The organism is Enterococcus alishanensis (genome assembly GCF_019218635.1).
GTDB classification, from domain to species: domain Bacteria; phylum Bacillota; class Bacilli; order Lactobacillales; family Enterococcaceae; genus Enterococcus_A; species Enterococcus_A alishanensis.
Window position 1 is genome coordinate 645629 of record NZ_JAHUZB010000003.1, and the last position, 24733, is coordinate 670361.

Here is a 24733-nt window from a genome sequence, read left to right on the forward strand (position 1 = left end):
TCACCTCCCAAAAAACTTGAAAAGCGGTGTTTGTGTGAAGGAAGGACGACACCGTTCTTTCCGACCCCCAGTTTGCTATTATTTTGGGGAGGGGGGTAGTCTTTAATCCCCACTTTAAAAAATTTTCTACTTTTTGTTGAAAGCTTGATAAGTTATGTCAATAACAACTTTAACTTCTTCTGTTCCATCTGAATCAGGTAATTCATTGTCTCTATCTATATCTGCTCGAATGATAAAGGCTTGTCCATCCTTGACATTACTTCTAATGCCCTCTAGTACCGATATAGCATTGTCTAGCCACTCAAGCTGTACCCCGTTATTCTTTTGTTGCATAAAACTTCACTACCTTTCTTTTAGTTCTTATTTTCTTTTCTCCTCCAGACTTCTCTGGATGCACCCTATTGTGACAAGCAAGACAAACAAGCTCTAGGTTATCTTTATCCCAGAACTTAGTTATATCCTCTCTAGCTTCTATTACATGATGGACAACCACACCTCTTGTTATGATGCCCCTTCTCTTACACTCTTGACACAAACCATAGTCACGACTGATTATTACTTCTCTCAGTCTTTGCCATCGATGAGTCTTATAAAGTTTGGCTATGTTATCTGATGAGTTACCTTTACATATATGCGCCAACATACTTACCTCCTTAAAAAAAATAGTGCGAAAAGAATAGTAAATCTATTGACTTCAATACGCATCAGGTGTATTATATAAATATAGAAAGGAGATGGAACTATTGGTTAAACGAAGAGACTTGTTAAAGGATTTAAAAAAGAAAGGCATAGTTGTTAATGAACACGGTGGTCGACATGCCAAACTAATAAATCCACAAAACAACTTAACAGCTCCGATACCAAGGCATAAAGAGATTGACGACTTTACTGCCAAAGCAATATACAAACAGTTAGGGCTTAAATAAGCCCTAGCCAGTTTGTTAACCATAGTTTCATCTCTATTCAAAAAGAAAGGATGTATATATATGTCAGATAAATTTATAGCTTACCCTGCGATTTTTAAACCATTGCATAATTCAAACGATGCTTACTTTATTTCCTTCCCTGATTTACCTAATACCTTTACTGAAGGTCATGGGTTAGAAGATTCATTCTTAATGGCTAGTGATGTGTTAGCGGAAATGAATTACGATAATAAGAATTTGCCCGAACCATCTAACTTAAAAGATATTAAGGTTGAAGATGATTCGTTTGTAGTAATTGTATCTGGAAATCTTTCTGCAAAGAAAAGAGAATTCCAGAAATATGTTAGAAAGAACGTAACTGTCCCAGCCGAATTAGCAGCTAAAGCAGAAGAACAAAGTATTAATTTCTCTCAAGCATTAACAGAAGCTTTAAAGGAAAGATTAGGAGTCTAGCATTTGCTAGGCTTCTTTTTTATTACAAAATAAAAAGACCGCCTAAGCGATCTAAATTGTGTATAATGATTTGTACCAAATAAAAAATTAATGACATTTAAAAGGAACTATATTTATGGGACTAGGCACGGGAGTATTGATTGTTGTAATAATTTTATTGATACTGGTATTAATGAGTTTGTTATTAATACTAATATCAATATATAATTTATTGAAAAATAGAAAAAAATTACTATCCCTGTTTATACTCAGTGCGGGTATTGCTATGCTAGCATTCCTTTTTTATTTTTTTGTACTTAAAAATAGTTGATCATACATCTGATTTTTTAATGCTTCACACATATTGTTAATATGAAAGTTTCAGTTCATATTTTTTTAACACCACAATAACAACTAAGACAGCAGTGTAGAAAATAGAATTATTTAGAAACAGAATTTCCTCGCCTTCTGTTTTTAAATTTGGTTTAGCTGCCTTAGTAATTTAAGCACCAAACAATTAATCCGCTGTAGTAGATAAGACAGTAATTATTTCTGACGGATGTTGTTTGATGCCTTATTGGAAATTTCCATAATACTATTTTAGGCTATTGACAAGGTAGAAAACTATCGCTTTTATTCTACTTTTGTCAAAATACCTCTTTCGTAAGCCAAAGCTTCTAGTATCTTATACCGTTTTTTATAGATACCAGCCGTAGAGCAGTATGTCATTTTTCCAATATCTACCCAACTCATATAATTAGAGTCACCCCAAAAATATATATCAACAATATCCTTTAACTCCGTATTTAAGCTCTCGTAAGCACTAGTAATGTCAGCATATAACTTCGAATAATATAGATAACTCTTATTGTCCTCGCGTTTAATCATATCTGTTAATGCTTTTTCAGTATGTGTCTGAGAGCCCTTTATCCATGAATTGGCATCTTCTGGTTTCCATTCTTTCGCAACCAAAGCCTCTGCAATTTTTTTAGGTATATTTTTGTATGATCTAAAGTCTTCCTCTAAATCTGCAAGTTTTGTTTTACTAAGTTCTCCCAAGATGCCGTTCCTCCTGATTAATTAATATTCTTTGTATTCAGAAACAGAATACGTAGCGGACTAATTTAATTTTTTTAATTCTCGCCCACATATCGGGCAATACTTCATTCTTATATACATACACGTTGGTTCTTTATCTTCTGGATAAACCATCACCCTTATAGTTTGGTAGACTTGATCTACTGTCAGGTCACCCACTTGCTCGTATAATCTTGGAGAACCTTCGCAATATTCACATGGTTCTTGTAACTCCCTGATGGATTTACCCCAATTTTTGCTGGTTACTTTCATTTATTTGCCTCCTACATCTTGTAAACATTTTATGGTAGAATTAATCTAGAAAAGATCTCATGGACTTTTCTCGTTTTCTCACACCAGTCACAACTTGTGGCTGGTATTTTTATTTGATAAAATAATTTTGTCTAGCGGAAACTAGACAGAACGCTTACGAAGGTAGTTGCTAGTCAACTGCCTTTTTTTATTGTAATATGCTTTCAAGTTAGGTTATTTTCTGACACAAATTTGAATACCTGACTTATTGACCGTGGAACCCTATCGCCACGGTCTTTTTAGTGATAAAATATACAAGTCTGGCGGAAAACAGACAAGTGTAATTATCTTTAGGTAGCCGGTGGTCGGCTGCCTCTTTTTATTGTATAATCTAATTCGAGCCTAATTAATTTTTAATGTAAAATTCTCCCAAAGCTTTTTACTTTTACATAATTAGACTCATTGACCGCCACCTATCCCGGCGGTCTTTTTGTGATATAATAATTGTAGCCATATTTTGATTAAACCATTCAAAGGCTGACCGTTATCTCTCTCCGAGTAACGGTCTTTTTTGTAAAAGCCGACGTTTACTGATTAACTATCACTATATTTCGACTTTTCGCACACTTCTTCTATACTTTGTAAGCGTTTTATGCTAAAATAAATTAACCAATAAACTTTTCTCATTTTGTTCCACGCCAGCCACAACTTGTGGCTGGTATTTTTATTTGCTAAAATATTTAAGTCTGCGGAAACAGATAAGTGTAATTATCTTTAGGTAGCCAGTGGTCGGCTGCCTCTTTTTATTGTAAAATAGAATTTGAGTTAGAACTTTTTGCTGCAATCTCCTAAATTTCAATTCTTGTTCTAGCCCATTGACCGCCACCTATACTGGCGGTCTTTTTATGATATAATTATTTAAGCCATGTTTCCTTGATCGGATGTCTCCATAGCCTGACCGTTGATTCTTGGCTCAACGGTCTTTTTTTGTGCTATCATATTAATAAGCCTAGCAAACCTTTTTTTTTGCTTTCAAATTCAGACTTGTCATATTGCTAGGTTTACTGACCGTTATCTCTCTCCGAGTAACGGTCTTTTTTGTGTTATCATATACACGAGCCACCAATCCTTTTCATATGCTTACAAATTCAAACTTTTCTTGTTGCTAGGCTCGCTGACCGATGACTTAACTCTCGTCATCGGTCTTTTGCTGTAAAAGCCGACGTTAGCGGAATAGCCCTGTTGGATGCTCTTATATATTATTTTGATTAAACAAACTATTTAATCTTGATATCTTCTTTCTTTTACTAACTCCAATATTTACTAATTATTTAGTTTTTTATTTATTGAAAGCACATGTCAAACTGTTTTTTATACAAAAAAACGTTTTTTTATTCATTTCTGGTAAAAAATTTATTGAAATATTATTTTTTAATCAGATTAATTAAAAAAATACTTAAAAAAGTTTTTTTTTTGCTTTTTTTAGTATAATAAACAACTCACTAAAATTTAAGGATGGAGTGCACATATGTTAACTATTAATTTGAAGGTCGGTTCTTACATCGAATTACAAAATTTTCAAAAAATATCTTTTTACTCAGAAAAAGGACTTCAAACAATACTAGGCGAAAATTTAGATGATTTCTTTTTAAATCCAAAATTAAGTTATAATTTTTTTGGAAATACACAAATAACTATTTATGGGTCTGATATTATGTTCTTGGAATTCTCATAAATAAAATAGGTTTGCCCATTATTTTATTAAATGACTTTTTTATATTTCCATAATCCTCTCCGTAAAAGGCTGAGTTTACATACTTACTTAGTCCACCTTTTTCGCGTTCAAAGTATGTTATATATCTTGATCTGTTAATAATTTTGATATTTCCTACATATCAGTTTAATTATCAACACATCCAACACCTCTGATACATCAAACATATGGTTGATTTCCAAATTCTAATCGTTATATAATGATACTTTAAGAAAAAAGACTTGGAGGTTGAATTTATGGAGAAAAAGTATGGTCGTTTACGGAATTCCTTTTGTAGCATCGGGATTTTTTTAGCCGTTATTTCTAGCTTTACACAATTATCTGGTGCACCAAAGTTATTAACTTTTTACATTGCACTAATCGGAATCATTTTTGTCGTTATTGGATTAATTTTGATGGTTACGATATTGTTGAAAGCAAAAAAAGTAAATAAAAGATAGGCCTTTTACCTATGATGTTTTAGCTCACTAAATACAGTGGGCTTTTTTATAGATATTAAATTTCTTTATCAACGTCTGTACTTTATTTAGTTTATTCCGCAATCTTGGTGGTTAGCGGACTAATCATCAAACAATACATTTTTATCTGCTTGTAACACGATGCAATATTTCTTACCAGATAAATTGATGTTGCACCAGCCACCATCTAAGTCTTCAAATATAATTACTTTGTCATAATCTTCTGGCTTCAATCGTTTCAGTAGATCGTTGATTGTCATTCTAATATCCCTCTTCCTCATTTCAGCTATCTTTCCCGTGTAACAACTGTTATCAAATATTTCTAAAAAACAAAAAAATTGAAAATGTTGATATGGAAGGCTTATAACGCTTGTTCTTTAAATATTCAAACTTAAGTCTTTGTAAATTAACTTATTGAATCTATAATCTAAACAACCTAATAAATATTTTTTTCAAATTTATTTTTATTTTCTTGAGCTATCACAGCTCCTCCTTTAGCAGCCAGTCTTCCCCCTGGCTGTTTTTTGATTCCACAATATCCGTCGTTTACGGACTTTTATTTTTTCGTCCAATTTGATACACTTTTTAGTTATCGGTGAAAATATGAATCAAAAAAATGTCCCCTCTTTACCGTCGTATATTTGTTAAAATACATCATAAAAATTATATTGAATTAATTAGGAGCTAAATATGAAAAAAATCACTATTTGGAGTTGGGAATCTGTAATCGTTTTTTCTTTAAGTATATTATTTTTACTTTGGTGGAGTATTTTTTCATTCCATGCAGGATACTCAAATAGTGCCTTGTATTGGCTATTCTTTCCTTCTATGATTTTCGTTGAATCGTTTTTACTTTACAAAAGTTTTACTGTTATTGAGATTCATAAAACTTTATTAATCACTTATAATATAGGTAATTTTAAACGTCGTATATTTAGCATTAAGAATATTGAATTGACGTATGGAAATAAGGTCTCTGGATATAGACAGCTCACCTATTACCCTATAGTTATATACGATAAAATAAAAAACAAAAAATATATGATTATATGTGGACGAGATAAACTTAAACAGTTTGATTTACTTTGGAAAAAGAAAAGATAAAGAGACATCTCACTTTGCTAGTTTCTCTGTAAATAATTTTTAGAACAGTTTTTCTGTTAAATCCGTCTTTTTACTGAATTCGCATTTTAAAAAGTTCACCTACTGTAGCTTGTTCGGTTTCATCACCATAGTGAAAAGCTGTACGATCATTGTTCACATTAACCTCATAACCTTGTTCTTTTCCAAACATCACTTCGCTTTCGAAGCCCCTTTGTGCCTTAACTTTTGAACTATATAAGCTAGGTAAGTTTGATTCGTTGGGGGTAATATTTACTGCCCAAACATATTTCACTATATTCACCTCATTCCGCAAAATGTTTCGATTACCGACTACTATTTAGTTCTTTTCGAGCTTTGTCAGTCCGTTTTACAGCTGACTTATACACTTTAGAATCTTTGCTATATCCTAATGATTCGAGTTCTGATAGATCGCTTTCCAACTTTTCAACCCACATTTTTTTATGATCCAGTTGACTATATTTCATGTTTTCTTCTTCCTTTCTAGTCGTTTATTTCTTCCGCTTATAGAGTCATTAACCCAAATACTTGTCATGAATTTCTTTAAAATTTACGCCTGTCAAATCAAGATATTGTAAAGTTGTGTTCATGGAACTGTGGCCAAGAAATATCCGTACATCGTTAATGTCCATTCCGTGCTTTAATGCCAATGTTGCGGCTGTCCTCCTGAACTTGTGCGGATGAGCATGCCTCACATTCGCCCTTTCAGCAATAACAGAAATCATTTTTTGAATGCTAGATACATCCATTGGCGTTCCTTGTTTACGCCCTTGAATAATCGGCCCGCTATTATGCCCCGATTTATTTAGATAATTATCAATGGCAACTTTCGCTTTTGCATTAACGAATGCAATTCTTTCTTTGTTGCCTTTTCCGATGACTGGAATCGTCCCACGGTCCCGGTCATAGTTTTCTAAGGTGAATGACACTAACTCGCTTACTCTACAACCTGTAGAAAGTAACAGCTCAATTACTGCCTTTTCCTTTAAGCTAGTAGTCGCATTTCTCATAAGTTCAATCTCAATCGGCGTAAAAGCTTTTTTGATTCTTTTTTCTACTTTTATTTCCTCAACCCTTAACCCAGGGTCTTTCGACAGATATTCTTCTTTGTACAACCAAGTAAAAAATCTACAAATGCACCCACGTTCTCGGCTCAAAGTGGCACTAGAGATATGATCGATCATATTTCGATTCGCGATGAACATCCGAATATCATTTGTTGTAATATCCGCAAATGGCCTTCTTACAGTCCTCATGAATCTATCAATTGTGGACTTGTACAGATTCAAAGTCCCTAGAGACAGCCCTTGCAATTTTTTGCTGACGAAGTATTGCTTGTATGCTGCTATATCACTTGTTTCATCGTAAATAATTAAGTCATTTTTTGACTCTTCAATTTGGTACTTGTTCAAGTTTAATGTCAAAACTATTTTTAGTTTTCTTAACTGATCCACTTCTAGCTCTGAATCCATTCCCCTGACTACAGAATCTATGAATCTTTCAGTCGGTTCCATGATGGTCCCTCCTATTTGCTTTTGTTTGTTCGTTTTTAGTTAGCTAGTCTAATGGTTCAAACAAAATTGCATAGTCATCAATGTCCAGGAGTTCTGCTATTTCTTGCGCTCTTTTTAAGGAAACATTCAATTTGTGAGACGTTGCAAGACCACTGTTTCCTCCAACAAGCTCATACCAAGGTATTTTTTTATTTTTTCGATGCCAGTCTACATTTTCCCAAAAAACATCTAAAATATTCATCCTTGTCTCACCTCCTAAAATGGTAAATCATCATCCGAAATATCAATTTTCCCACTACCAAATGGATCATCTTCTAGATCAAAATTTGGCTTATTGTCCTCAGTTGACTGCTGGTTACTTGGCTCGTTATTATATTTACTAGTAGAACCGTCACTTGCATCCATATTAGAATTGTTTTGACGTTGGTCATTTGCTGTCCGAGGTTCTAACATCTGAAAGCTATCTACAACTACTTCAGTCACATATACTTTTTGTCCTTGCTGATTCTCGTAATTTCTCGTTTGGATCCGTCCAGTAATTCCAACCAACGAACCTTTTTTAGCAAAGTTCGCAAAGTTTTCTGCAGCTTTCCGCCAAATGACACAATTAATAAAATCTGCTTCACGATTACCACTTTGGTTTGTAAAATTACGATTCACTGCTAAAGTAAATGTAGCTACTGCTTGTCCACTACTTGTGTATCTTAGATCAGGTTCTTTCGTGAGACGACCAATCAATACAGTATTATTTATCATCTGCTATTACCCTCAAGCCTTTCTGAGTTAAATGTAGGGTTCGCGGTGATTGCTTAATAAAATCTAGATATCCTTTGTCTTTCAATCGATGAAGATGTCCAAACATAGTAGAAGTTGAAGCTATTTCCATTTTTTCCATCACTTCCCTTGTTGTCGGCTGATAGCCATATAAGCAAGAAAAGTCATTTATAGATGTCAATATTTTTATGTGTCGTTCTGTTAACATATAATCCTCCTTGTTCTTTCCAATTAGGCTTTGCAATCATCTATCATTTTTTTCTGATTAATTTCTTCATACTTTTTATCCCCTAGCAACTGGACATATCTTCCAGATTCTGTAATGATAAGGTCAATTTTATTACCATCTGGATCAAAAACTACTGACTGTAATTGTTTTTTATTCTTAACGTTGGGAACCACTTTGAATATGCACCATCCAACCAGAGAACAAAAATTTCTAAATTCCAATTCCAGTTCTTTTCTAGTAAGTTTCATAGGTAATTGCCTCATTTTGATAATTCAGGAAATCTATGAACCCAGGTGTTTTAACTGCGAACTCTTTTGCTTCAGACTCAGTCATATATAAACGCCCATATCTTTTTTTCATATCACACCATACACTCCATGGTATAAAAGCATATATATTCTTAATTCGAATACACACACCAGTTAATGCACCGTTGATATAGTGATAATTTAGTTTCTTCTTTTGTTCTTTAGAAATCACACTTTGTTTTATGTGATCATTCGTTGTCGCTTTAGCTTCAAAAACAATTGATTTTCCTCCCTGCAATGTGCCAGAAAAATCTGGTTGAGCTAACCCGGTAAATCTTCCTGAGAAAGAACCATCCCTATTTGTCTTTACCACACGGAAATGTTCTGGAATGCGGTTAATCTCTGCTAACTGCTTTTGCCGGTAATACTGACATCCAGCAAGAATTAATTCTTCAAATTGCTTTCCTATTTGATTGTTTACGTTGCTTTGAAAGCTTCTTGAGTATTTTTCCACTCCTAGCTCCTCCGATCATACCTAAAAATGTGTTATAGCTGGTTTTAGAATCAAAACTTGCGTAATCTTCGAATTTCTTACTTTCTGCAATCTCAGTCCATTTAAACTCACTATGAATATGTTGCATCTCATTGATGTCTTTAAACATGAAAACTATGTTGCTACTACTAATGGTCCAGTTTTCTTTATCCATCTTGAAAGTACCCAGAAAAGGAAAATTTAGTCTAATCAGTAGGTAATATTCTTTTATTTCCTGAATCTTGTCTTCTTTGTCTAAACAAGCTATCAAATAGTATTTCGTTTTCATAAATCTCACCTCTTAATCATTTGTAAATAGATATGCCAACCTTTTCTATCGTTATAGACAGGTTCAATACTTGTTATATGGTATTTGGCATACTCTTTTTCAAAGTAATCGAATCCATAGTCATTGGATAAGCTGAATTTTTCAACTTTTCTCCTGGAGTATTTATTATTATTAACCTGCTTTACAGGCTTTTCTAGATTCCTTGAACCAGACCAAGTTTTTACTCCTTTTTTCCAACGAGGCTTCTTTTTCAAGTAGTTCACTAAAGCTTGAATTCCGTCAGAATCTGGCTGAATGAGTTTTGTATTTCTCCTGCCTAACGATTCCTTCTTCTTTCCCCTACCAACTGACCAGCAGTCTTCAACTACATCCCTGCTAATACCACTACACATTAAAAAATGAAAATGAATCCGTTCAATAGAATTCCCATCCTCATCTTCCTGATACTCCATCACAAACAAGTACTTTAATTCTTTACCAACTTTTTTAAATTGATATCTTACTTTTCGAATAAAAGTATCTTTAAAGATCTTCTTTGCTTCTTCTGGATTACTTGGTAAATACTTTTTTGAAAATGTATAGGTGCCATAATAGTCTCCTTTTTTAAAATTACCCTTTGCTAGTAATCCAAAATATCGCCTACTTCTTTTATCATTATTATTAGCTTGTGCTGGTCGAGGTAATATTTCTTTTCTTTTTTTAGTTTTCTTTCTGCTAGTGTTGGATAAAGGAATGATGTCTACTTCTTGATAGTCATCTATTGACAATCTCTTCTCTTGAATAAACATAGATGCCACTCCTGATATTTCTTCTGCTCTTGTGTTAGTACCTATTACAAGGACGATAAAACACTGATGTTCAGTGTTTTTTTGAAAAAAATATCCAGAAATGCTATACTGTAGGTATATATATTTTCATTTCTGGAAAATTATTTAATTTTTCGTTTAACTGCATGCTGGTACATGCAGTTTTTTTATGCGATTACTGTGATAACTTCTTTATCGACTAAATCCTTCAAGTTACTTTCCAAATATTTTTTAACAGAATCCTTGGCAGTAGGCAGTACTCTTCCATAAGCCACCATCAGCCTCAAACAAAGCACAATCTCCACGGTCGTTAATTCTAAAAATAAAACTGCTTTCTGGTTGATCCACTTCTAAAAATGTTCTGTATGGTTTTAATACAGCTGGACTCGGAACCACACCATCACCCACCGTACTAGTTCCTGTTTTGACGGTCGCCATCTGAGAAATTCCATCATCTCTTAAATCTGAACTACCTTCTAATCTGATAGCACTTGCAAATGCTAAAATAGCCTCTGCATCATCTGTTCGGTCAAAAAGAGCCATCATATTAATTTTGAAACGTTCTTGATCAAGGAAATTCTTATATGGAAATACATCAAGTTCAGCAGTTGCTGCAATTAGACTTTCACGTCTTCTCTCTTCATCTAATTTTCCTAATACAGAAACCTTTGTTGGTGATTCCACATGAATGATTAATGAAGCGGGCTTGTCTGCATCTTGGTCAAACATTGATTGTAAGTACTGAATCAACCCTGTTAGTGAATTTACTTCTAATGTCCCTGCATACTTCTTCGGAAATAACTCCCTTAAACTGGCTTTACTTGTGTCATAAAAAGTTTTTCCTTCTTCTTTAAAAATGACTTCTTGCTTTTCTCGCAGTTCAACGGCATAAGCTAAAGCTTCACTAATATTTTCTGACATACTTTTTCCTCCTAGTTATTTCTTCTTTTTTTAAAATCTATTACTTCATTTTTTTCTTGCTCTTCTATTTCTTCTACTGGTTCGCCAACATCTGTTTTAACTTTTAAATCATCTGGGTCCATAAATAACTGACCTCTTACACCAGAAACAAGCTCACTAGCTTCAATGAATCCAGAACTACTATTTCTCCCGAAAAGTATTTTGGTTGAAGTTTCGTCACGGGGAACAAGTTTACTTTTACTGCTGATATTTAGAACAACTAACTCACGCTCTTTGTCTGGTATGACATCAACAGTTAATGTTACTGTCCTTTTCTTTGTTGCTTCAGTATTTTTATCCAAAATATTTTCAAATACTTTTTCCATTTCGTATTCAAATTTTTCTTGTGCTGCACCTTCATTAATTTCAGATAGATTTAAACTAATGTTTTTCATCATTCCACCTCCCTTCATTTATGCTTTGATGATTAATACCAGATAAAAATTTTCTCTGATTGATTTTTTTAAATCCTCCAACTGCTTATCTGAAGAAATAAAGTAGAATTTGACTACTTGATTTTCATCATTTGAAAATGAATAGTTCTCAATCTCTGCATTTGTATCAAAATTGTTCCAGAGAATGTTTTTAATCTTAGAAATTACTGATTTTGCATAATTTTTTTCTACATTTATTTCAATTTCCTGTTTCTTAAACATTTAATCTTCCCCTTTTTATGTACACGTATTTTGTTCATGGAAGAATTTACGCTTAGCTTCATAAGATATTTCTACGTAAATTAATTGATGGCCAAATGCCAAAATAGAAGTAACTATTTTTAGCCAAGTAGGAACGCTGCCGGTCAATAACGCTCCGATAACCAACATGAACAATAAAAGACCAATTCTTCTAAACATAAATATTCTTTTCACGGATTTATCCTCCTTGTTATTGGTATACTCTCTCTAGATAGTGAGGTGAAAAATATGCTCTCCTTAGATTCATTAACAAATGATGCTAAATATCTTGTTTCTTCAATGTACAAAGAATATGTTTCGCGAAGGAAAGATAAGATTCCAAAAAAACAAGCTATATCATTTAATAGTGTAAAAGTTATACACGAAACCCTAATGAAAGAGTGGACACTTGAAGATACATTATTCACCTGTAGGGAACTGAGAAAGAAAGATTTCATAACAGGCTTAGACTACAGTGAAAATTCGATGATTATGATTTCGCTTTCTACAGATGCTATTGCCTTGATGGAATCAAAATTTAAAGATGATGCTGGCAAGGCTCTGGATTTTGCTATTAAAATTAAATCGCTAATTCCGTTTATCTAAATCAAAGGGATCTTCTTTCATCTTTTCGATTGATTCTTGTAAACCATCAACATTAGAAATGAGAGTTTGTTTCAATTCTTTATTAGCCTTAGTTTCTTCTGCCAAAGTACTAAGGCTATTTGCTATACTTTCTAGTAAATCAATTGCTCGGTGTATTAAGTCTGCTGATATTTGATTCATGAAAATCCTCCTTATGATCCCAATCAGTCTTCAATAGTCATATAATTTCTGTTTCACCTCGTGATATACTGACTTGGAAAGCGAGGTGGAAAATATGGATATTGAAAAGTTAGTCAAAAAAGAAACAAATAAACTATAAAAAACTAAAGGTATTGAAATATCTTGTCCAAATTGCTCTGAAAAAATTACCCTGACTACTTCAACTAATAATTGTCCGAAATGTGGTCAACCACTGGATTCCAAGAATCTACACCTAAAGTAATCTCAAATTCTGTAGAAGCTAATTCGTCTGCCAACGATTTGGCTTCTTTTAATAATTCTATATATCTCTCGACCTTCTTAGTTATTTCGTCTATACCTTGTACCTCAGCAGTAATAGAAACTGGTTTTTCCATTTTGTCCCTCCTCAATTGAATTGATATGCCTGCCTATGCAAATTTTATTGTTCAAAATTCTTGATAAATTCTTCTATATTTTTCTTAGAAATAAACTTAGTGCCATCAATAACCGATAATTTCAAACCACATTTGTCAGTAAATATTTTTAGCTTTTTGTAATCAATACCCAAATAATCTGCAGCTTCTCCAAGCCTTAAAAATTCTCTGCCAATATATTTAGCGGATTTATTTTGGTCTACGGCTGAATTGATTGCTGAATTGATTTTCATCTGAATTAGTTCTTCTTGTTCCTTTGATAATACAAATTCAACATTCATTGTTATCACCTCTTCAAAATTTTTATCAAGCCAAGTTCTATAGGTCATCTCCCTATCGAATTTTGTATTTAGAAACAATATTCGTAATCTGTTTCCAATGGTCATCTGGATTATTCAAAATTTTTCTTAAATACTGCTCAGTAATGTTCATCGCAGTTGCAACATCTGGAATGCTCCAACCATTGTCTTTAAAATGATTCAATATTTTTTGTCTGGTTTCTTTTGCATCAGCCATCTTTTTACCTCCTCCCATTATTTTGGAAACAAATTTAACAACTCTTTGGTATACTAAGTTGACTTCTTTTAACATGAATGTTAAAATGTGGACATAGTTAAATAAGACAAAAAACATTGATTTAAAGGCTTTCTTGGCGGTTGGCAATTAATTATCAATAGTGTTTTTTTGTTGTCCTTTTAGCTGTTAAACTTGTTTACAAGAATTATATTAACATATATGTTTATTGTGGTCAACTGATATTAACACATATGTTTATTTTTCTTGTGATATCAAAGGAGAATACGGACATGACAGTATTTGAGAGAATCAAATATTTAGCTCAAAAGCAAGGTAAATCACTAAACCAAGTCGAAGAAGAGTTGGGCTTATCTAAAAACGTCTTGTATCGAATGAAGAATTCTGACAATCCTACAAAAGAAAGATTGTTAGTATTAGCCAACTATTTCGATGTTTCTGTTGACTATCTTTTGGGTAGAACTGATGATCCTACTGGTACTGTAAAAGATACTGGACCTGGTTCAGATTTAGTTGGGTATTTCAGAATTAATACTGCTAATATGCCCCCTGAAGATGCTGAAGGTATTGAAGAAGAACTCAAAGAGTACATGGCTTATTTGGTTTCGAAGGTTGAGGGAAAAAATAAAAAAAAGAGTAAAGATTAAAAAATAAGGTGGCGCTTTTAGTGGATTTTTATGACGAAGATATTTATTGGGAAGCTTCTACTTTGGCCCATAAAATAGTTAATCAAGTTAATATCTATAATAATGGTGATTTAAAAAATTTGAATGTTTTTCACATCAAATCATACGTTGAGGAAACTCAAAATGCCATTTACACGACTTATCGATTTAAAAAACTCTTAAGTGGAATGATGGCTGGTTCTGTTCAAAAAATTCAGGGTATGTTCGTAATTTCTGTAAATGATAGTTCAATGATAGAAAGAAGATTTTTTTCCGAAATGCATGAAACTATACATTTGTTTTCAGATTCATTTGATGAGAACGATGGTAGAGCTTTTTCGGAATTAATAAAAGAAAAAGATTATTTACCAGAAGACTATCGTAGAGAACAGATTGCTAATTTTGGTGCTGGAATTCTGATGGCTAATGATGAAGCATTAGTTCATTGTATTCATAAATTTAAAAAATTTCATCACTGCGCTAATTTTTTCTTTATGAGCAAAAAAGCTTTCGAAGTAAGATTGAGAACTTTTTTAGTGTTCAATAAAAACCTAACACCTCAATATGCTTATAAAGTCGTTAATAATTATAAAAGCGGAAATTATTATGACTTAAGAAAGCTATTATAAAAAAAGCCCACGCTGCAACGTGGACTTAAATGCTCCATTTCTGAAACTATTCATTCATTGATTATAACAGAAATGAGGATGAAGAATGAAAAAATTGGGATCTAAAGTTTTGCTTTTTGCACTTTTTTTATTATTACTATCTGCTTGTAGTAGTAATAAAGTTTCAAAAAATGATTTATCAAAGATTTCTCTAGATATGAGTCAACAAAAAGTCGAGAGTATTTTAGGTACCCCTTCGATTAAAACAACGGATAGAGATGAACTGACCAGCAAATACGATAGTATTGTTATGATTTATGCTAGTAGAATAGAGTTTGATAAGAAAGAAGCAAATAAAAATAGAGGGTACGATGAATACAGTGGAGTTTTCAATGCTCTTAAAGAAAAAAAGAATGTAGAGTTGTATGTTTATACCATTAATAAAAACGAGGCATTGTACATCTACTTTATTGATGGCAAAACGGATTTCTTTTTCTATTTAGATTCTAGAAATTAAAAGCCCACCATGCAACCTGTAAACAATAAAAAACACATCCCCCGCCGGCAAGCAAGTGGATGTGATCTGAAAAAAGCATACGCTTATTAAGCTATGCTCATTTTATCAAAGAAAGTGAGTTGATTCAATTGGCACTTTTCAAACAGTATGTAAAAAAGAATGGTGAAAAGGCTTGGATGTTCCAATCTTATCTTGGTATTGATGAAAGTACTGGAAAAAAAATTAAAACTACTCGCAGAGGGTTCCAGACAAAAAAAGATGCACAGTTAGAACTAAACAAATTAAAAATAGCTTTTGAATCGAACGATACTGCAACTAGAAAAGAATTAACCTATCGTGAAATATATGATTTATGGCTACCTAACTATGAACGAACAGTAAAAGAAAGCACCTTTGCTAAAACTGAAAACTATTTTGATAGAATTATACTACCTTCTTTTGGTAACTATAAGATCAATAAAATTAACGCAGCCGTTGCCCAAAAATTTGCGAATGAAATGGCAGACAAATATGTAGTCTATCGACAACTTGTAAGTAACACATCCAGAATCTTTGAATATGCTATTAAACTAAATTATGCTGATGACAATCCTTTTAAACGAATAACAATTCCTAAGAGAAAAACAAGTTTAGATGACGAAAAAAAATTAAATTTTTACACAAAGGACGAACTTGAACAATTTCTGAAAATCGCTGAATCTGAAGAATCTTACAAAAGTTATACTTTCTTTCGACTACTCGCCTTTTCCGGTATGCGTAAAGGAGAAATGTTAGCATTAACTTGGAATGATATAGACTTTAACAATAAAATTATAAAAATAAATAAGACACAAACAATGGGAAAAGATCGCCGACTTTATATAGACCATCCAAAAACAAAAAATTCCAAGCGAGAAATCCCAATAGATGACAAAACATTAGCAATTTTAAAAAAATGGAGAACTGAACAGAAAAAAATATACTTAGAATTTGGTATAAAGACTAACAAAAAAAATCAACTTGTATTTTCAAATCATCTTAACGAAATGCTTCAACCCTCTCAACCTAGAAAATGGTTAAACTCTATAATTAAAAGACATAATTTGAAACCAATAACGGTCCATGGGTTTAGGCACACTAATGCTACTTTACTAATTGAATCAGGAGCATCTGTTAAAGATGTTCAAGTTAGATTAGGTCATGCTACGGTACAAGTTACGATGGATTTATACCTTCACATAACACAAGAACGAAACAAAGAGACCATGGAAAATTTAGTAAAATATATAAATTTTTAGAAGTAATCATTGTTTTTTTGAATGCCATTTGAATGCCATTTAGATATTATGAATGACTATCCATCCCCAACGTTTTACTTAGAAATACCGCTATATCAGCTTTTTAACCATGAATACAAACTAATAAATAACGTTCTTTTAAACCTACACATTCCCGCCAAATAGAATATGATGTCCGCTAAGCATTGATGTAGAGCCTTTTCTACTGACGCTTGGCGGATTTTTTTTGATACCCTTTTGACTACGGTTTGTAAAAAGTTACTCACTATTAATGGCGTAGTACAGCTCGTGGCTTCATTCGAAATAAAGCCACTCTTGAAGACCTCGAAGAACTCAAATCTCTAGTCATTGAACGTGAGCGTATTTTAATGGATGAAAAAAGACCACTAGATTAGTAGTGGTCTTGCATTTACTATCTAACTATTAAAAGATTACAGTGTGCATGATTAAGAACATAAGAAGTTACTGAGCCAACTAGGATTCTCTCAAAGCTATTTTTTCCAGTCGCGCCAATAACTATGAGATCAATATTTTTGTCTTTTGCGTATTTTGTAATGGTATGTTTAGGGTATCCTGTCATAGAAACAAAATTTGACTCCTTATATCTTTTAATTACCTTTTCAACATTACTTTTAATCAATTTTTCTTCTTCATTTAAATCTTCAAAAACCAAATCAGCTCCATATGGGTTTTGAATAGTTTGATTAACATCTCTAACATAAATAACGGTCAATTTCGCTGAATTTCTTTCAGCAATTCTTAGTCCTTCTTCTAATGCATCCTCAGATTCTTTTGATCCATCAACTGGTACTAAAATATTTTTATATTGTTTAATCATTTAATTCACCTCTTAAATAATATTTTTTATCTCGCTAAGATAACAGATAAAAAAACTGATTGATTATTATTGAGTCACTATTTGATTACTAGTAAATCAGCTTTGGTCTTGTTTACCACATGTTTTATTAATGAATCAAAACTCCTGCGACTATACATTGCTTCATCTTGCCCTAGAATTATTAAATCTATATTATTTTCTTCAGAATATGTTACAACATCACTTTTGATAGAAGAAGTTACATACGATATTATCAGATTTGTTGAAACTACTCTTTTAAGTTCAGAAACAAAATTATCTGTTCTTTCAGCATCTTTATTCTCAATATCCTTGATTGTATTTTCTTCTCGAGCTACTTCTTCTCCTCCAATATCTCCCGCCAAAACGTAAGTCTGTTCCTCTTCTAATTCGTAAATTTCTTTTTGATTTGTATTAAAAATTAAAACGTGCAGTTCGGAGGAATCTTTTTTTGCTAAACGTTCTCCTTCTTTTAAGGCCTTTTGAGGTGATCCAGTGTTTTCCATTAAAACCAAAATCTTCTTTTTCATAAAAATTACCTCTTTTCAATGTTTAGTTTAGTGCAAAATCACAGTATTGTAAATTATTTCACTTTAATTATGTAACTGTAAGACATGAACATAAAATCGAACGAACACGAGTCGTCTGCTCAGCTAAAAGTCGGTATAGAATTCGATTTTAAAATATCACAATAAACTTCAAACATAATAGCTATACTTTTTTAAAACCTTTAGAAAAGAGAATCTATTTAACTCAACGGAGCAAATTACTTGGCTTTATTCCGAATAAAACGAATATTGAAGACCTCTAAGAACTCAAATTTTTAAATCGTTGAATATGCGCGTGTAATAATGGATGAAAAAAGACCACTTCATTAGTGGTCTTTTAATTAATATCCTGGGTAATTATTTACAAATGTTGCTAAAGCTGCTGCGATAAATAAAAAGTATAGTACTATAAAAATAATTGCAACAATAAATTGTACCAAGCCTGCTCGGCTCCATGTTTTTTGAACTGCTAAAAATGTTTCCACATCTTTATAATCACCTTTTTGCCAAGCCCACTCATTGCCTTTAAATCCACAAATAAAGATCCATACAAGGTTAAATAGTGGGATTAGGCATAATAATGGCAAATAAGTTTTGTTACCAATCCCCCACATAATATTGTACATGAATGCTCCCCAGTTCCATCCCTTTACTTCTTGTGGTACTACTTTGTTTGACAATTCGTCCATTGAAAACTCCTCTTATATTTAATTAGAACTTTCTAATCATACCAAAATGAGGAATAAATGTGAAAAAAAAGACCTTAGTATTAACTAAAGTCTTACGATTATATCCAGTCATACTTCTTCTTGGAATACTGGCACATAATTCTCAGGTTTATTTGTGCTTTCATCCTCCGTTAACAAATCATCCATCAAATCAGGAATAACCGAACCTGCATCGTTATATAACATAAATTCGTTTGACTTAACTAACTCATTAAATTCCTTTGTTGAAATTCTTTCCCCAGTGACTATATTTTTATAGTACAAAGGTTTTTTTGTTTTGTGTTTCAATAATTGTTTATCTACATATGTTGTAAAATATCCATGTGATAGTTTAGATTTTACTATATTCCCACAATTGGGACACTTAATGGGCATCTCTTCTTTTTTGTGTTGCTCAAGATTTCTGACTTCATCATAGTAAAAAAGGGTATTACATTTAGAACATTTTAATTTATCATCAAGCATAGCTTATAATCTCCTTCTTTTTAATTGATAGTCATAGACTATCAGAATTAATTCTAAAATAAAAATCATAACCCCTAATTTATTATGTACCTGTAGTACTCGACTTTAAATATACTTAATAATTTTCAAATACAATAATAGGTATGTTCCATAAAATCTATAACAGATTTTTGAGACATACCTAAATTTTTTTATTCTTTTTAAATACTCTTTGTACATTCTCTTCTATTATTGAAGCAGAGCTTTAAATGCAACTCCTTCGTCAATCCAGCCAAGTTTGAGTAATCCTCTTCTCTCAATAGTATTTAGAGTAAAATGATGGGTTCCAGTGGTTGAATTGGGATTGTACAGACGATACACCGGCAATCCATTACTTCCAGCACCACTATACTCAATTTGATCATTTTTCCAACCTTGAGATACCAAATATTCCACTTCTTCATTACTGACGGTGTAATGATGGTCGTCAGCCGCAGTATTATAAAGTCTTTTTATACTAGGAACATTTCCTGAATGCTCAACCGGGGCATAATAAGCAACCCCTTCTGATACCCATCCAAGTTTTAAAATTAAAGAACACTCTCGATCACTTGGTGTAAAAAGATGTTCCCCTGTATTCAAATTGTACATTCGATAAATTGGCTTTGTTCCCAATGTAGCCTCAGCATCACTCACATTTATTGTCACTGCAAATATAACACCTATAACAAAAATTAACCCTAATATAAACTTCTCCATATATCGCACTCCTTTATGTTTTCTCATTATAGCTTAAAAAACACCATTTGCAAGTAAATTTATATATATTTTTGACTAAATATATCAACAGAGGTTATTTATAAGTTAATATCAAGATTGATTTTTTTCAAGATGAATTCCAAATCTGTAATCTAATTTTATTAATATCCCAGAGCTTGTTTGATTTCTTCGATACCTTCTATCACTGCATCGTGGAAGTCTTTATCTGCATTCATTTCACAATTCTGCGCCGTTACAATAAAAGTCGCAGACTTTTCCAACGTTTCTATAGATTATTTGCTTGATAGATCAAGCGAAAAAACAAATTCCTCTTCATTTATATCTGGTGCGGATTTGAATGATGTTCTTGATGGTGTGATGAGCTGGAATGGAGAAAAGTTAACAGAAGCTGATAAGGAAGCAGTGAGAAAATTTTTAGCTGGCAGAAAAAGCAAATGAGGTTGTTACTATGGATGATATTGTGGAGTTATTAGAAAAAAACGTGATTGTAATGTCTTTTACAAAATAAGACTCTTTGGCTTTTATGTTCCAAAATTAAAAACAATGTTTGTAAATGACAGTATCAGTCTTATTGAGCAAAAAAGGAATTTTGCACGAAAACAAACATGCTGTTGATCACACCGCCTTTTATGAATTGTACAAAAAAACTATTTTTCGCATAAAGATGGAAAATGATGCAGATTCATTTATGATCAATTATTTAATAAATTAAAGTGGAAGACAATATAATTATTCTCTACTTGTTGAAGAATTCAATTTGGGGCTCGGCTGGGAGCATGACTTGTATAAAAAAGCCCACGCTGCAACGTGGACTAAAAAATATCCATCTCATTTTGAAATAGCTTCTAACAATATTATTAGGAAATTGGAGATTAAATAAAAGAAAGGGAAGATAATAGTGATTTCAAAAATCTTGTTTTATGGATAATCTTAGCTTTAATCACTGTTGCTTTGGGTTTTTGTTGGTAGCGAACTTGGTAGTGACAGCAGACAAAATAATGACTCCCAAAATCAGGAAGATATTATTGAGGATGAAGAAGATTATGATGACATTGACGAGGAAGATTTCTATGAAGAGGAAAGTTCAGATGATGATATTACATTTGAGAATTTTTATGAAAAATATTATAATAGTGAATCGTCGTAAACTTTCTCCTTAAGTGAATATGTAACCTTCAAAAGTAGTGAGAAAATCACAGTAAACTCTGTAGTCGAGAATGCACCTATAGGACTGAATAATGATTATTCTGAAGGCGTAATCCCTGTACGAGTAACAGCAACTGTTGAAAATACTAGTTCTTCCCCTATCAGTTTCAATGCGCAATAATTCGATTTATACGTTGGGAATAAATCCTTAGCTGAATTTGATTCAAGTAGTTACTCTAACAATATTCCCAATATTATTGCTGCAGGTATGAATGCTACTATCGTTATGAATTTTGGCGCTACTAATTCAGGTCCTTATAATGTAACCTTCCGAGATGTAACATTCATTTTACAAAATATAAACTCAGAGAGGAGGAACCTAGCATGCTACCTAATACCGGAGAAAAAATCATGAGCGCTTTGCCATGGATTGGCGGCGCAATTATAGTTATAGCCGTATTAATTTATCTATACAAAAGCAACAAAAAATAATACAAAGAGAAGGTGATCCTTTTGCTAGGATTCGATATTTTAGATATCGCATACTTCCTACCTTTTGCAGTCGGTGGGATTTTATGTGTAGTCGCCATAATTATATTTGTTAGAAACATGAGGAAAAAGAAATAAAAGGGGTTTTTAAGTCTAGTTTCTTGCAAAGAATTGTTTGGATTAGACTTTTAAATAAAAAATATTTTTTAGGGGATGTAAAAATGAAAAAGATTTTCTATTTATTATTTTCACTGTGTCTACTCTTAAGTGGCAATGTTTCAGTTTTTGCTGAAGTATATACTTCTATAGAGCAACCTACTGAAAATGTAAAGAATCAAGATGTATGGAATCGCGATGTAGGGGATGGTGTTGATACATTTGAATTTAAGGATGGTCATTGGACACCTTTGACTAGTACTTCTGAGCGAAGAGTAACTGCCAAGAAAAAATACAATACTGAAATATTCGAACCTAATAAAGCTCAACAAATTGAATATATAAAAAATGCTCAAGAAAATGAAGATTTCTATAAAGATCTAGCTGAAGATCAAGTTGATTACATTGCTGTTCCAGATAATGATGTCAATAAAAGTGTAAAAGTAAGAGTGCCAAAAATTGAAGTAGACTCAGTTAAAGCTAACTCAGCTTTCTATATCGATAATTCAGTTCCTGAAATGCTTGATGTACTAGCCGTGAATAAAGATACTGAGGACAAATCTAGTAAAAGCTCGTCAGACAGTTCATCAAATAGCGAAGAGTCAACCTCTTCAACTTCCGAAGCTCCACTTATAGAATTATCTTCTAAAGATCAAACATTTAATGTCGAACTAGGAAAAGTTCTGTCAAATGAGCAATTATTAAATTCAGTTACCTTCAATGGTAACAAAGCTGATTTAAAAATTAAAATAACTAAATCTTATTTCGTCTATGTGACTCCTGATGCTGAAGTATATCACTACGATCTTAATGCTCTTCTTGGTAAGACAACTGTGGACAGAATTTCAGTAATGACTGAAAATCAAGCAGTACTTAACGGATTAAGAGCTTCTACTGAAAATAGCGATAAAAATATTGGAGCTATTAATATTTCATTGCCAGGTAAATACCGTGTAGAGTTTAGTTATCAAGATAAAGTATTTGCATCTAGTGATGTAACCATTTTAGGAGATAAAATAGCTTCAACTGAAACTGGTAATACTGTTCCGAGTGCTACTAGTAGCTTAAGTAAGCCATCGTACACTTCAAAAACTTTACCACAAACAGGTAGTGAATCAAGCTCTTACTTTATTCTCGGTATACCAATCACAATTGGTTCAATAGCATTGTTCTATTTTATTAACAAAAAAAAGACAGCATAATTTCCAAACATTATTAAAAAACACACCCCTCGCCCCTACCAAGTTTGAGTGGATGTGATAACATAAATGTTTCAATTATTATATCTTATCTATGCTTGCCTATGCAATGATGAGGAGAATGATTATGACACAATTCCAGCAATATACAAAAAAGAACGGCGAGAAAGCTTGGTCCTTTAAAGCTTACTTAGGAATTAATGAATCAACTGGAAAAGAATGCCGCACTACTAGGCGAGGATTTGCCACTAAGAAAGACGCAATCGCAGCTTACAAGAAATTAGAAATAAATTTTAATCCTGACACAATTAAAACTAAGCACGAACTGACTTATCAAGCAGTGACTAATCTATTGCTTGTTAACTACGAGCGAACTGTTAAAGAAAGCACTTATGTAAAAACCAAACAGATTTATGAGAAAGTAATTCTTCCCTCCTTTGTAAAATTAAAAATCAACAAAATTAAACCTGCTGCGGTTCAAAGATTCGGGAATACTGTCGCTGATAAATATGCTTTGTATCGACAGATCATTAGCAATGCATCTCGAATCTCTGATTATGCAATTCGTTTGGATTATGCAAAAGAAAATCCCTTTAACAAAATCATTATTCCTAAGATAAGAAAATCAGTCGATGATAGTGAACGGCTAAATTTCTTTACTAAGGCAGAACTAGAATAATTCCTATCTATTGCAGAGAAAGAATCTTTTAAAAAGTAGGTCTTTTTTCGTACCTTAGCTTTCTCCGGATTGCGTAAAGGTGAAGCTTTGGGTTTATATTGGGAAGATATTGATTTTGACAATCAGATGATTAAGGTCACCAAAACTTTGAACCTGTGGAAAAACAGACGATTATATATTGAACATCCTAAAACTAGAAATTCTTGGCGGGAAATTCTAACAGATGATAAAAAAATCTCTATCTTAAAAGAATGGAGAAAAATTCAAAGAGAAGATCTCTTGAAGATTGGTAATAATACTATGCATGCAAAACAGCTAGTATTCTTTTAAAAAGAAAATGAATTCGTACAGCATTCACAACCAAGAAAAAGGCTTAATTCAATTATCGATCGATACCAATTGAAGAGGATTACCATCCATGGATTTAGACATACGAACGCGACTCTTCTTGAATCAGGCGCAACTATTAAGGATGTGCAATTAAGGTTAGGTCACGCTTCCGTCCAAATCACTATAGATTTATACATCCATGTGACCGAAGAACGAAAACGAGAAACAGTCCAAAAACTAGCAAAATACGTCGACTTTTAATAACAATACGACGTTATTTATTACACTTTTTTTTGACTACGGTTTTGACCACGGACGCGCCTATAATCATTGATAATTATTTAAATACGCTAGATGAAGAATCCTATTTCAACAGTGTTTTCCATGCTATTCCAAACTAATTAAAATAACATTTTAAACCTACACATTCCCGCCAAATAGAATATGATGTCCGCTAAGCATTGATGTAGAGCCTTTTCTACTGACGCTT

Annotated in this window: 42 protein-coding genes and 1 pseudogene; 16 read left to right on the forward strand and 27 right to left on the reverse strand. The window is 32.6% G+C overall.

Annotated elements, in window-relative coordinates; genetic code table 11:
* Positions 1–126 precede the first annotated feature (126 nt).
* Together KUA55_RS10250 and KUA55_RS10255 are read right to left on the reverse strand one after the other, a co-directional pair.
* Positions 127–333, reverse strand: a complete 207-nt coding sequence (locus KUA55_RS10250) for a hypothetical protein (protein WP_218326090.1) — start codon at positions 331–333, stop codon at positions 127–129.
* The gene (locus KUA55_RS10255) at positions 317–643 is read right to left on the reverse strand and encodes an HNH endonuclease (RefSeq protein ID WP_218326092.1); all 327 of its coding nucleotides are present in this window, start codon (positions 641–643) and stop codon (positions 317–319) included. The genes KUA55_RS10250 and KUA55_RS10255 overlap by 17 nt, the downstream gene beginning before the upstream one ends.
* 100 nt (positions 644–743) lie before the next feature.
* Here KUA55_RS10255 and KUA55_RS10260 point away from each other — a divergent pair, with 100 nt between their 5' ends.
* Entirely contained in the window at positions 744–926 is a 183-nt protein-coding gene (locus tag KUA55_RS10260; protein WP_218326093.1) for a type II toxin-antitoxin system HicA family toxin, read from the forward strand.
* 60 nt (positions 927–986) lie between these two features.
* Complete coding sequence (locus KUA55_RS10265) at positions 987–1379, forward strand: type II toxin-antitoxin system HicB family antitoxin (RefSeq protein WP_218326095.1); 393 nt, start codon at positions 987–989, stop codon at positions 1377–1379.
* A 612-nt stretch (positions 1380–1991) separates the two neighbouring features.
* Here the strand turns inward: KUA55_RS10265 and KUA55_RS10270 are convergent.
* Both KUA55_RS10270 and KUA55_RS10275 read right to left on the reverse strand, forming a co-directional pair.
* Entirely contained in the window at positions 1992–2417 is a 426-nt protein-coding gene (locus KUA55_RS10270; protein ID WP_218326097.1) for a transcriptional regulator, read from the reverse strand.
* Positions 2418–2477: 60 nt separating this feature from the next.
* On the reverse strand, positions 2478–2708 hold the full coding sequence (locus tag KUA55_RS10275) for a hypothetical protein (RefSeq protein ID WP_218326098.1): 231 nt from the start codon (positions 2706–2708) through the stop codon (positions 2478–2480).
* A gap of 1507 nt (positions 2709–4215) precedes the next feature.
* On the opposite strand from KUA55_RS10275, the gene KUA55_RS10280 reads away from it, so the two are divergent.
* Entirely contained in the window at positions 4216–4422 is a 207-nt protein-coding gene (locus tag KUA55_RS10280; protein WP_218326099.1) for a hypothetical protein, read from the forward strand.
* A gap of 275 nt (positions 4423–4697) precedes the next feature.
* Positions 4698–4901, forward strand: a complete 204-nt coding sequence (locus KUA55_RS10285; RefSeq protein ID WP_218326101.1) for a hypothetical protein — start codon at positions 4698–4700, stop codon at positions 4899–4901.
* Positions 4902–5020: 119 nt separating this feature from the next.
* On the opposite strand, the gene KUA55_RS10290 is transcribed toward KUA55_RS10285, so the two are convergent.
* Positions 5021–5179, reverse strand: coding sequence for a hypothetical protein (locus KUA55_RS10290; RefSeq protein WP_218326102.1), 159 nt, complete (start codon positions 5177–5179; stop codon positions 5021–5023).
* 430 nt (positions 5180–5609) lie between these two features.
* Here KUA55_RS10290 and KUA55_RS10295 point away from each other — a divergent pair, with 430 nt between their 5' ends.
* A complete protein-coding gene (locus KUA55_RS10295; protein WP_218326103.1) occupies positions 5610–6023 on the forward strand; it encodes a hypothetical protein in 414 nt (137 codons plus the stop codon).
* Positions 6024–6093: 70 nt separating this feature from the next.
* Here the strand turns inward: KUA55_RS10295 and KUA55_RS10300 are convergent, their stop codons facing one another.
* From KUA55_RS10300 to KUA55_RS10360, 13 genes are all read right to left on the reverse strand, one after another.
* Entirely contained in the window at positions 6094–6315 is a 222-nt protein-coding gene (locus KUA55_RS10300; RefSeq protein WP_218326104.1) for a hypothetical protein, read from the reverse strand.
* A gap of 241 nt (positions 6316–6556) precedes the next feature.
* Positions 6557–7555, reverse strand: a complete 999-nt coding sequence (locus tag KUA55_RS10305) for a tyrosine-type recombinase/integrase (RefSeq protein WP_218326105.1) — start codon at positions 7553–7555, stop codon at positions 6557–6559.
* A gap of 43 nt (positions 7556–7598) precedes the next feature.
* Entirely contained in the window at positions 7599–7796 is a 198-nt protein-coding gene (locus KUA55_RS10310; protein ID WP_218326106.1) for a hypothetical protein, read from the reverse strand.
* A gap of 14 nt (positions 7797–7810) precedes the next feature.
* The gene (gene ssb, locus KUA55_RS10315) at positions 7811–8311 is read right to left on the reverse strand and encodes a single-stranded DNA-binding protein (RefSeq protein ID WP_218326107.1); all 501 of its coding nucleotides are present in this window, start codon (positions 8309–8311) and stop codon (positions 7811–7813) included.
* Positions 8301–8537, reverse strand: a complete 237-nt coding sequence (locus KUA55_RS10320) for a LexA family protein (protein WP_218326109.1) — start codon at positions 8535–8537, stop codon at positions 8301–8303. Before KUA55_RS10320 ends, ssb begins: the two co-directional genes overlap by 11 nt.
* Positions 8538–8560: 23 nt before the next feature.
* Entirely contained in the window at positions 8561–8806 is a 246-nt protein-coding gene (locus KUA55_RS10325) for a hypothetical protein (protein ID WP_218326111.1), read from the reverse strand.
* Positions 8793–9320, reverse strand: a complete 528-nt coding sequence (locus KUA55_RS10330; protein WP_218326112.1) for a Holliday junction resolvase RecU — start codon at positions 9318–9320, stop codon at positions 8793–8795. Before KUA55_RS10330 ends, KUA55_RS10325 begins: the two co-directional genes overlap by 14 nt.
* Entirely contained in the window at positions 9259–9627 is a 369-nt protein-coding gene (locus KUA55_RS10335) for a hypothetical protein (RefSeq protein WP_218326113.1), read from the reverse strand. The genes KUA55_RS10330 and KUA55_RS10335 overlap by 62 nt, the downstream gene beginning before the upstream one ends.
* A gap of 5 nt (positions 9628–9632) precedes the next feature.
* Positions 9633–10415 carry a rolling circle replication-associated protein gene (locus tag KUA55_RS10340; protein ID WP_218326114.1) on the reverse strand — a complete coding sequence of 261 codons (783 nt, stop codon included), beginning with the start codon at positions 10413–10415 and terminating at the stop codon, positions 9633–9635.
* A gap of 249 nt (positions 10416–10664) precedes the next feature.
* The gene (locus KUA55_RS10345) at positions 10665–11354 is read right to left on the reverse strand and encodes a hypothetical protein (RefSeq protein ID WP_246601466.1); all 690 of its coding nucleotides are present in this window, start codon (positions 11352–11354) and stop codon (positions 10665–10667) included.
* Positions 11355–11365: 11 nt separating this feature from the next.
* On the reverse strand, positions 11366–11788 hold the full coding sequence (locus KUA55_RS10350) for a hypothetical protein (RefSeq protein WP_218326115.1): 423 nt from the start codon (positions 11786–11788) through the stop codon (positions 11366–11368).
* An 18-nt stretch (positions 11789–11806) separates the two neighbouring features.
* Positions 11807–12049 (reverse strand): hypothetical protein, encoded by a 243-nt coding sequence (locus KUA55_RS10355; RefSeq protein WP_218326116.1) that lies wholly within the window; start codon positions 12047–12049, stop codon positions 11807–11809.
* Between the two features lie 15 nt (positions 12050–12064).
* Complete coding sequence (locus KUA55_RS10360; RefSeq protein WP_218326117.1) at positions 12065–12247, reverse strand: hypothetical protein; 183 nt, start codon at positions 12245–12247, stop codon at positions 12065–12067.
* Between the two features lie 69 nt (positions 12248–12316).
* On the opposite strand from KUA55_RS10360, the gene KUA55_RS10365 reads away from it, so the two are divergent.
* Complete coding sequence (locus KUA55_RS10365; RefSeq protein WP_218326118.1) at positions 12317–12673, forward strand: hypothetical protein; 357 nt, start codon at positions 12317–12319, stop codon at positions 12671–12673.
* Here KUA55_RS10365 and KUA55_RS10370 read toward each other — a convergent pair.
* The 4 genes from KUA55_RS10370 to KUA55_RS10385 form a co-directional block, all read right to left on the reverse strand.
* Complete coding sequence (locus KUA55_RS10370; protein WP_218326120.1) at positions 12656–12853, reverse strand: hypothetical protein; 198 nt, start codon at positions 12851–12853, stop codon at positions 12656–12658. The genes KUA55_RS10365 and KUA55_RS10370 overlap by 18 nt on opposite strands.
* Before the next feature lie 203 nt (positions 12854–13056).
* A complete protein-coding gene (locus KUA55_RS10375) occupies positions 13057–13248 on the reverse strand; it encodes a hypothetical protein (protein ID WP_218326121.1) in 192 nt (63 codons plus the stop codon).
* A gap of 44 nt (positions 13249–13292) precedes the next feature.
* A complete protein-coding gene (locus KUA55_RS10380) occupies positions 13293–13568 on the reverse strand; it encodes a hypothetical protein (protein ID WP_218326122.1) in 276 nt (91 codons plus the stop codon).
* A 52-nt stretch (positions 13569–13620) separates the two neighbouring features.
* The gene (locus tag KUA55_RS10385; RefSeq protein ID WP_218326123.1) at positions 13621–13803 is read right to left on the reverse strand and encodes a helix-turn-helix domain-containing protein; all 183 of its coding nucleotides are present in this window, start codon (positions 13801–13803) and stop codon (positions 13621–13623) included.
* A gap of 290 nt (positions 13804–14093) precedes the next feature.
* Between KUA55_RS10385 and KUA55_RS10390 the strand changes: the two genes are divergently transcribed.
* The 4 genes from KUA55_RS10390 to KUA55_RS10405 all read left to right on the forward strand — a co-directional run bounded on the left by KUA55_RS10390 (position 14094) and on the right by KUA55_RS10405 (position 16888).
* Positions 14094–14468, forward strand: a complete 375-nt coding sequence (locus tag KUA55_RS10390) for a helix-turn-helix domain-containing protein (protein WP_218326124.1) — start codon at positions 14094–14096, stop codon at positions 14466–14468.
* Positions 14469–14488: 20 nt separating this feature from the next.
* A complete protein-coding gene (locus KUA55_RS10395) occupies positions 14489–15115 on the forward strand; it encodes an ImmA/IrrE family metallo-endopeptidase (RefSeq protein WP_218326125.1) in 627 nt (208 codons plus the stop codon).
* An 85-nt stretch (positions 15116–15200) separates the two neighbouring features.
* Positions 15201–15611, forward strand: coding sequence for an outer membrane protein assembly factor BamE domain-containing protein (bamE, locus tag KUA55_RS10400; protein WP_218326126.1), 411 nt, complete (start codon positions 15201–15203; stop codon positions 15609–15611).
* A 128-nt stretch (positions 15612–15739) separates the two neighbouring features.
* Positions 15740–16888: a site-specific integrase gene (locus tag KUA55_RS10405; protein WP_218326128.1), complete on the forward strand. Its 1149-nt coding sequence runs from the start codon at positions 15740–15742 to the stop codon at positions 16886–16888.
* A gap of 412 nt (positions 16889–17300) precedes the next feature.
* Here KUA55_RS10405 and KUA55_RS10410 read toward each other — a convergent pair whose 3' ends face one another.
* From KUA55_RS10410 to KUA55_RS10430, 5 genes are all read right to left on the reverse strand, one after another.
* Positions 17301–17726, reverse strand: a complete 426-nt coding sequence (locus KUA55_RS10410) for a universal stress protein (protein ID WP_218326129.1) — start codon at positions 17724–17726, stop codon at positions 17301–17303.
* A 77-nt stretch (positions 17727–17803) separates the two neighbouring features.
* Positions 17804–18274, reverse strand: a complete 471-nt coding sequence (locus KUA55_RS10415; RefSeq protein ID WP_218326131.1) for a universal stress protein — start codon at positions 18272–18274, stop codon at positions 17804–17806.
* A gap of 359 nt (positions 18275–18633) precedes the next feature.
* Positions 18634–18981, reverse strand: a complete 348-nt coding sequence (locus KUA55_RS10420; protein WP_218326132.1) for a ribonuclease G — start codon at positions 18979–18981, stop codon at positions 18634–18636.
* A gap of 108 nt (positions 18982–19089) precedes the next feature.
* A complete protein-coding gene (locus KUA55_RS10425; RefSeq protein WP_218326133.1) occupies positions 19090–19485 on the reverse strand; it encodes a hypothetical protein in 396 nt (131 codons plus the stop codon).
* Positions 19486–19713: 228 nt separating this feature from the next.
* Positions 19714–20223, reverse strand: coding sequence for a hypothetical protein (locus KUA55_RS10430; protein WP_218326134.1), 510 nt, complete (start codon positions 20221–20223; stop codon positions 19714–19716).
* A gap of 180 nt (positions 20224–20403) precedes the next feature.
* Here KUA55_RS10430 and KUA55_RS10435 point away from each other — a divergent pair, with 180 nt between their 5' ends.
* From KUA55_RS10435 to KUA55_RS18735, 6 genes and pseudogenes are all read left to right on the forward strand, one after another.
* Complete coding sequence (locus KUA55_RS10435) at positions 20404–20682, forward strand: hypothetical protein (RefSeq protein WP_218326135.1); 279 nt, start codon at positions 20404–20406, stop codon at positions 20680–20682.
* A 1092-nt stretch (positions 20683–21774) separates the two neighbouring features.
* The gene (locus KUA55_RS10440) at positions 21775–21882 is read left to right on the forward strand and encodes an LPXTG cell wall anchor domain-containing protein (RefSeq protein WP_218326136.1); all 108 of its coding nucleotides are present in this window, start codon (positions 21775–21777) and stop codon (positions 21880–21882) included.
* A 218-nt stretch (positions 21883–22100) separates the two neighbouring features.
* Positions 22101–23237: an LPXTG cell wall anchor domain-containing protein gene (locus KUA55_RS10445; RefSeq protein ID WP_218326137.1), complete on the forward strand. Its 1137-nt coding sequence runs from the start codon at positions 22101–22103 to the stop codon at positions 23235–23237.
* A 124-nt stretch (positions 23238–23361) separates the two neighbouring features.
* Entirely contained in the window at positions 23362–23913 is a 552-nt protein-coding gene (locus KUA55_RS18315) for a tyrosine-type recombinase/integrase (RefSeq protein ID WP_246601467.1), read from the forward strand.
* Between the two features lie 87 nt (positions 23914–24000).
* Complete coding sequence (locus KUA55_RS18730; protein ID WP_425514608.1) at positions 24001–24243, forward strand: site-specific integrase; 243 nt, start codon at positions 24001–24003, stop codon at positions 24241–24243.
* Between the two features lie 27 nt (positions 24244–24270).
* Positions 24271–24504 (forward strand): annotated as a pseudogene (locus KUA55_RS18735) (tyrosine-type recombinase/integrase); the annotation flags it as partial.
* Between the last annotated feature and the right edge of the window lie 229 nt (positions 24505–24733).

What these genes read in the sequence shown, in the direction of transcription:
- KUA55_RS10365 (WP_218326118.1), top strand. Translation starts at nt 12,317, where the DNA reads ATGCTCTCCTTAGATTCATTAACAAATGATGCTAAATATCTTGTTTCT.
- KUA55_RS10275 (WP_218326098.1), bottom strand. Translation starts at nt 2,708, where the DNA reads ATGAAAGTAACCAGCAAAAATTGGGGTAAATCCATCAGGGAGTTACAA.
- KUA55_RS10335 (WP_218326113.1), bottom strand. Translation starts at nt 9,627, where the DNA reads ATGAAAACGAAATACTATTTGATAGCTTGTTTAGACAAAGAAGACAAG.
- KUA55_RS10285 (WP_218326101.1), top strand. Translation starts at nt 4,698, where the DNA reads ATGGAGAAAAAGTATGGTCGTTTACGGAATTCCTTTTGTAGCATCGGG.
- KUA55_RS10295 (WP_218326103.1), top strand. Translation starts at nt 5,610, where the DNA reads ATGAAAAAAATCACTATTTGGAGTTGGGAATCTGTAATCGTTTTTTCT.
- KUA55_RS10280 (WP_218326099.1), top strand. Translation starts at nt 4,216, where the DNA reads ATGTTAACTATTAATTTGAAGGTCGGTTCTTACATCGAATTACAAAAT.
- KUA55_RS10415 (WP_218326131.1), bottom strand. Translation starts at nt 18,274, where the DNA reads ATGAAAAAGAAGATTTTGGTTTTAATGGAAAACACTGGATCACCTCAA.
- KUA55_RS10250 (WP_218326090.1), bottom strand. Translation starts at nt 333, where the DNA reads ATGCAACAAAAGAATAACGGGGTACAGCTTGAGTGGCTAGACAATGCT.
- KUA55_RS10375 (WP_218326121.1), bottom strand. Translation starts at nt 13,248, where the DNA reads ATGGAAAAACCAGTTTCTATTACTGCTGAGGTACAAGGTATAGACGAA.
- KUA55_RS10430 (WP_218326134.1), bottom strand. Translation starts at nt 20,223, where the DNA reads ATGGAGAAGTTTATATTAGGGTTAATTTTTGTTATAGGTGTTATATTT.
- KUA55_RS10290 (WP_218326102.1), bottom strand. Translation starts at nt 5,179, where the DNA reads ATGACAATCAACGATCTACTGAAACGATTGAAGCCAGAAGATTATGAC.
- KUA55_RS10445 (WP_218326137.1), top strand. Translation starts at nt 22,101, where the DNA reads ATGAAAAAGATTTTCTATTTATTATTTTCACTGTGTCTACTCTTAAGT.
- KUA55_RS10355 (WP_218326116.1), bottom strand. Translation starts at nt 12,049, where the DNA reads ATGTTTAAGAAACAGGAAATTGAAATAAATGTAGAAAAAAATTATGCA.
- KUA55_RS10265 (WP_218326095.1), top strand. Translation starts at nt 987, where the DNA reads ATGTCAGATAAATTTATAGCTTACCCTGCGATTTTTAAACCATTGCAT.
- KUA55_RS10370 (WP_218326120.1), bottom strand. Translation starts at nt 12,853, where the DNA reads ATGAATCAAATATCAGCAGACTTAATACACCGAGCAATTGATTTACTA.
- KUA55_RS10345 (WP_246601466.1), bottom strand. Translation starts at nt 11,354, where the DNA reads ATGTCAGAAAATATTAGTGAAGCTTTAGCTTATGCCGTTGAACTGCGA.
- KUA55_RS10420 (WP_218326132.1), bottom strand. Translation starts at nt 18,981, where the DNA reads ATGGACGAATTGTCAAACAAAGTAGTACCACAAGAAGTAAAGGGATGG.
- KUA55_RS10380 (WP_218326122.1), bottom strand. Translation starts at nt 13,568, where the DNA reads ATGAATGTTGAATTTGTATTATCAAAGGAACAAGAAGAACTAATTCAG.
- KUA55_RS10310 (WP_218326106.1), bottom strand. Translation starts at nt 7,796, where the DNA reads ATGAATATTTTAGATGTTTTTTGGGAAAATGTAGACTGGCATCGAAAA.
- KUA55_RS10350 (WP_218326115.1), bottom strand. Translation starts at nt 11,788, where the DNA reads ATGAAAAACATTAGTTTAAATCTATCTGAAATTAATGAAGGTGCAGCA.
- KUA55_RS10360 (WP_218326117.1), bottom strand. Translation starts at nt 12,247, where the DNA reads ATGTTTAGAAGAATTGGTCTTTTATTGTTCATGTTGGTTATCGGAGCG.
- KUA55_RS10410 (WP_218326129.1), bottom strand. Translation starts at nt 17,726, where the DNA reads ATGATTAAACAATATAAAAATATTTTAGTACCAGTTGATGGATCAAAA.
- bamE (WP_218326126.1), top strand. Translation starts at nt 15,201, where the DNA reads ATGAAAAAATTGGGATCTAAAGTTTTGCTTTTTGCACTTTTTTTATTA.
- KUA55_RS10340 (WP_218326114.1), bottom strand. Translation starts at nt 10,415, where the DNA reads ATGTTTATTCAAGAGAAGAGATTGTCAATAGATGACTATCAAGAAGTA.
- KUA55_RS10440 (WP_218326136.1), top strand. Translation starts at nt 21,775, where the DNA reads ATGCTACCTAATACCGGAGAAAAAATCATGAGCGCTTTGCCATGGATT.
- KUA55_RS10255 (WP_218326092.1), bottom strand. Translation starts at nt 643, where the DNA reads ATGTTGGCGCATATATGTAAAGGTAACTCATCAGATAACATAGCCAAA.
- KUA55_RS10425 (WP_218326133.1), bottom strand. Translation starts at nt 19,485, where the DNA reads ATGCTTGATGATAAATTAAAATGTTCTAAATGTAATACCCTTTTTTAC.
- KUA55_RS10325 (WP_218326111.1), bottom strand. Translation starts at nt 8,806, where the DNA reads ATGAAACTTACTAGAAAAGAACTGGAATTGGAATTTAGAAATTTTTGT.
- ssb (WP_218326107.1), bottom strand. Translation starts at nt 8,311, where the DNA reads ATGATAAATAATACTGTATTGATTGGTCGTCTCACGAAAGAACCTGAT.
- KUA55_RS10385 (WP_218326123.1), bottom strand. Translation starts at nt 13,803, where the DNA reads ATGGCTGATGCAAAAGAAACCAGACAAAAAATATTGAATCATTTTAAA.
- KUA55_RS10390 (WP_218326124.1), top strand. Translation starts at nt 14,094, where the DNA reads ATGACAGTATTTGAGAGAATCAAATATTTAGCTCAAAAGCAAGGTAAA.
- KUA55_RS18315 (WP_246601467.1), top strand. Translation starts at nt 23,362, where the DNA reads ATGACACAATTCCAGCAATATACAAAAAAGAACGGCGAGAAAGCTTGG.
- KUA55_RS10320 (WP_218326109.1), bottom strand. Translation starts at nt 8,537, where the DNA reads ATGTTAACAGAACGACACATAAAAATATTGACATCTATAAATGACTTT.
- KUA55_RS10305 (WP_218326105.1), bottom strand. Translation starts at nt 7,555, where the DNA reads ATGGAACCGACTGAAAGATTCATAGATTCTGTAGTCAGGGGAATGGAT.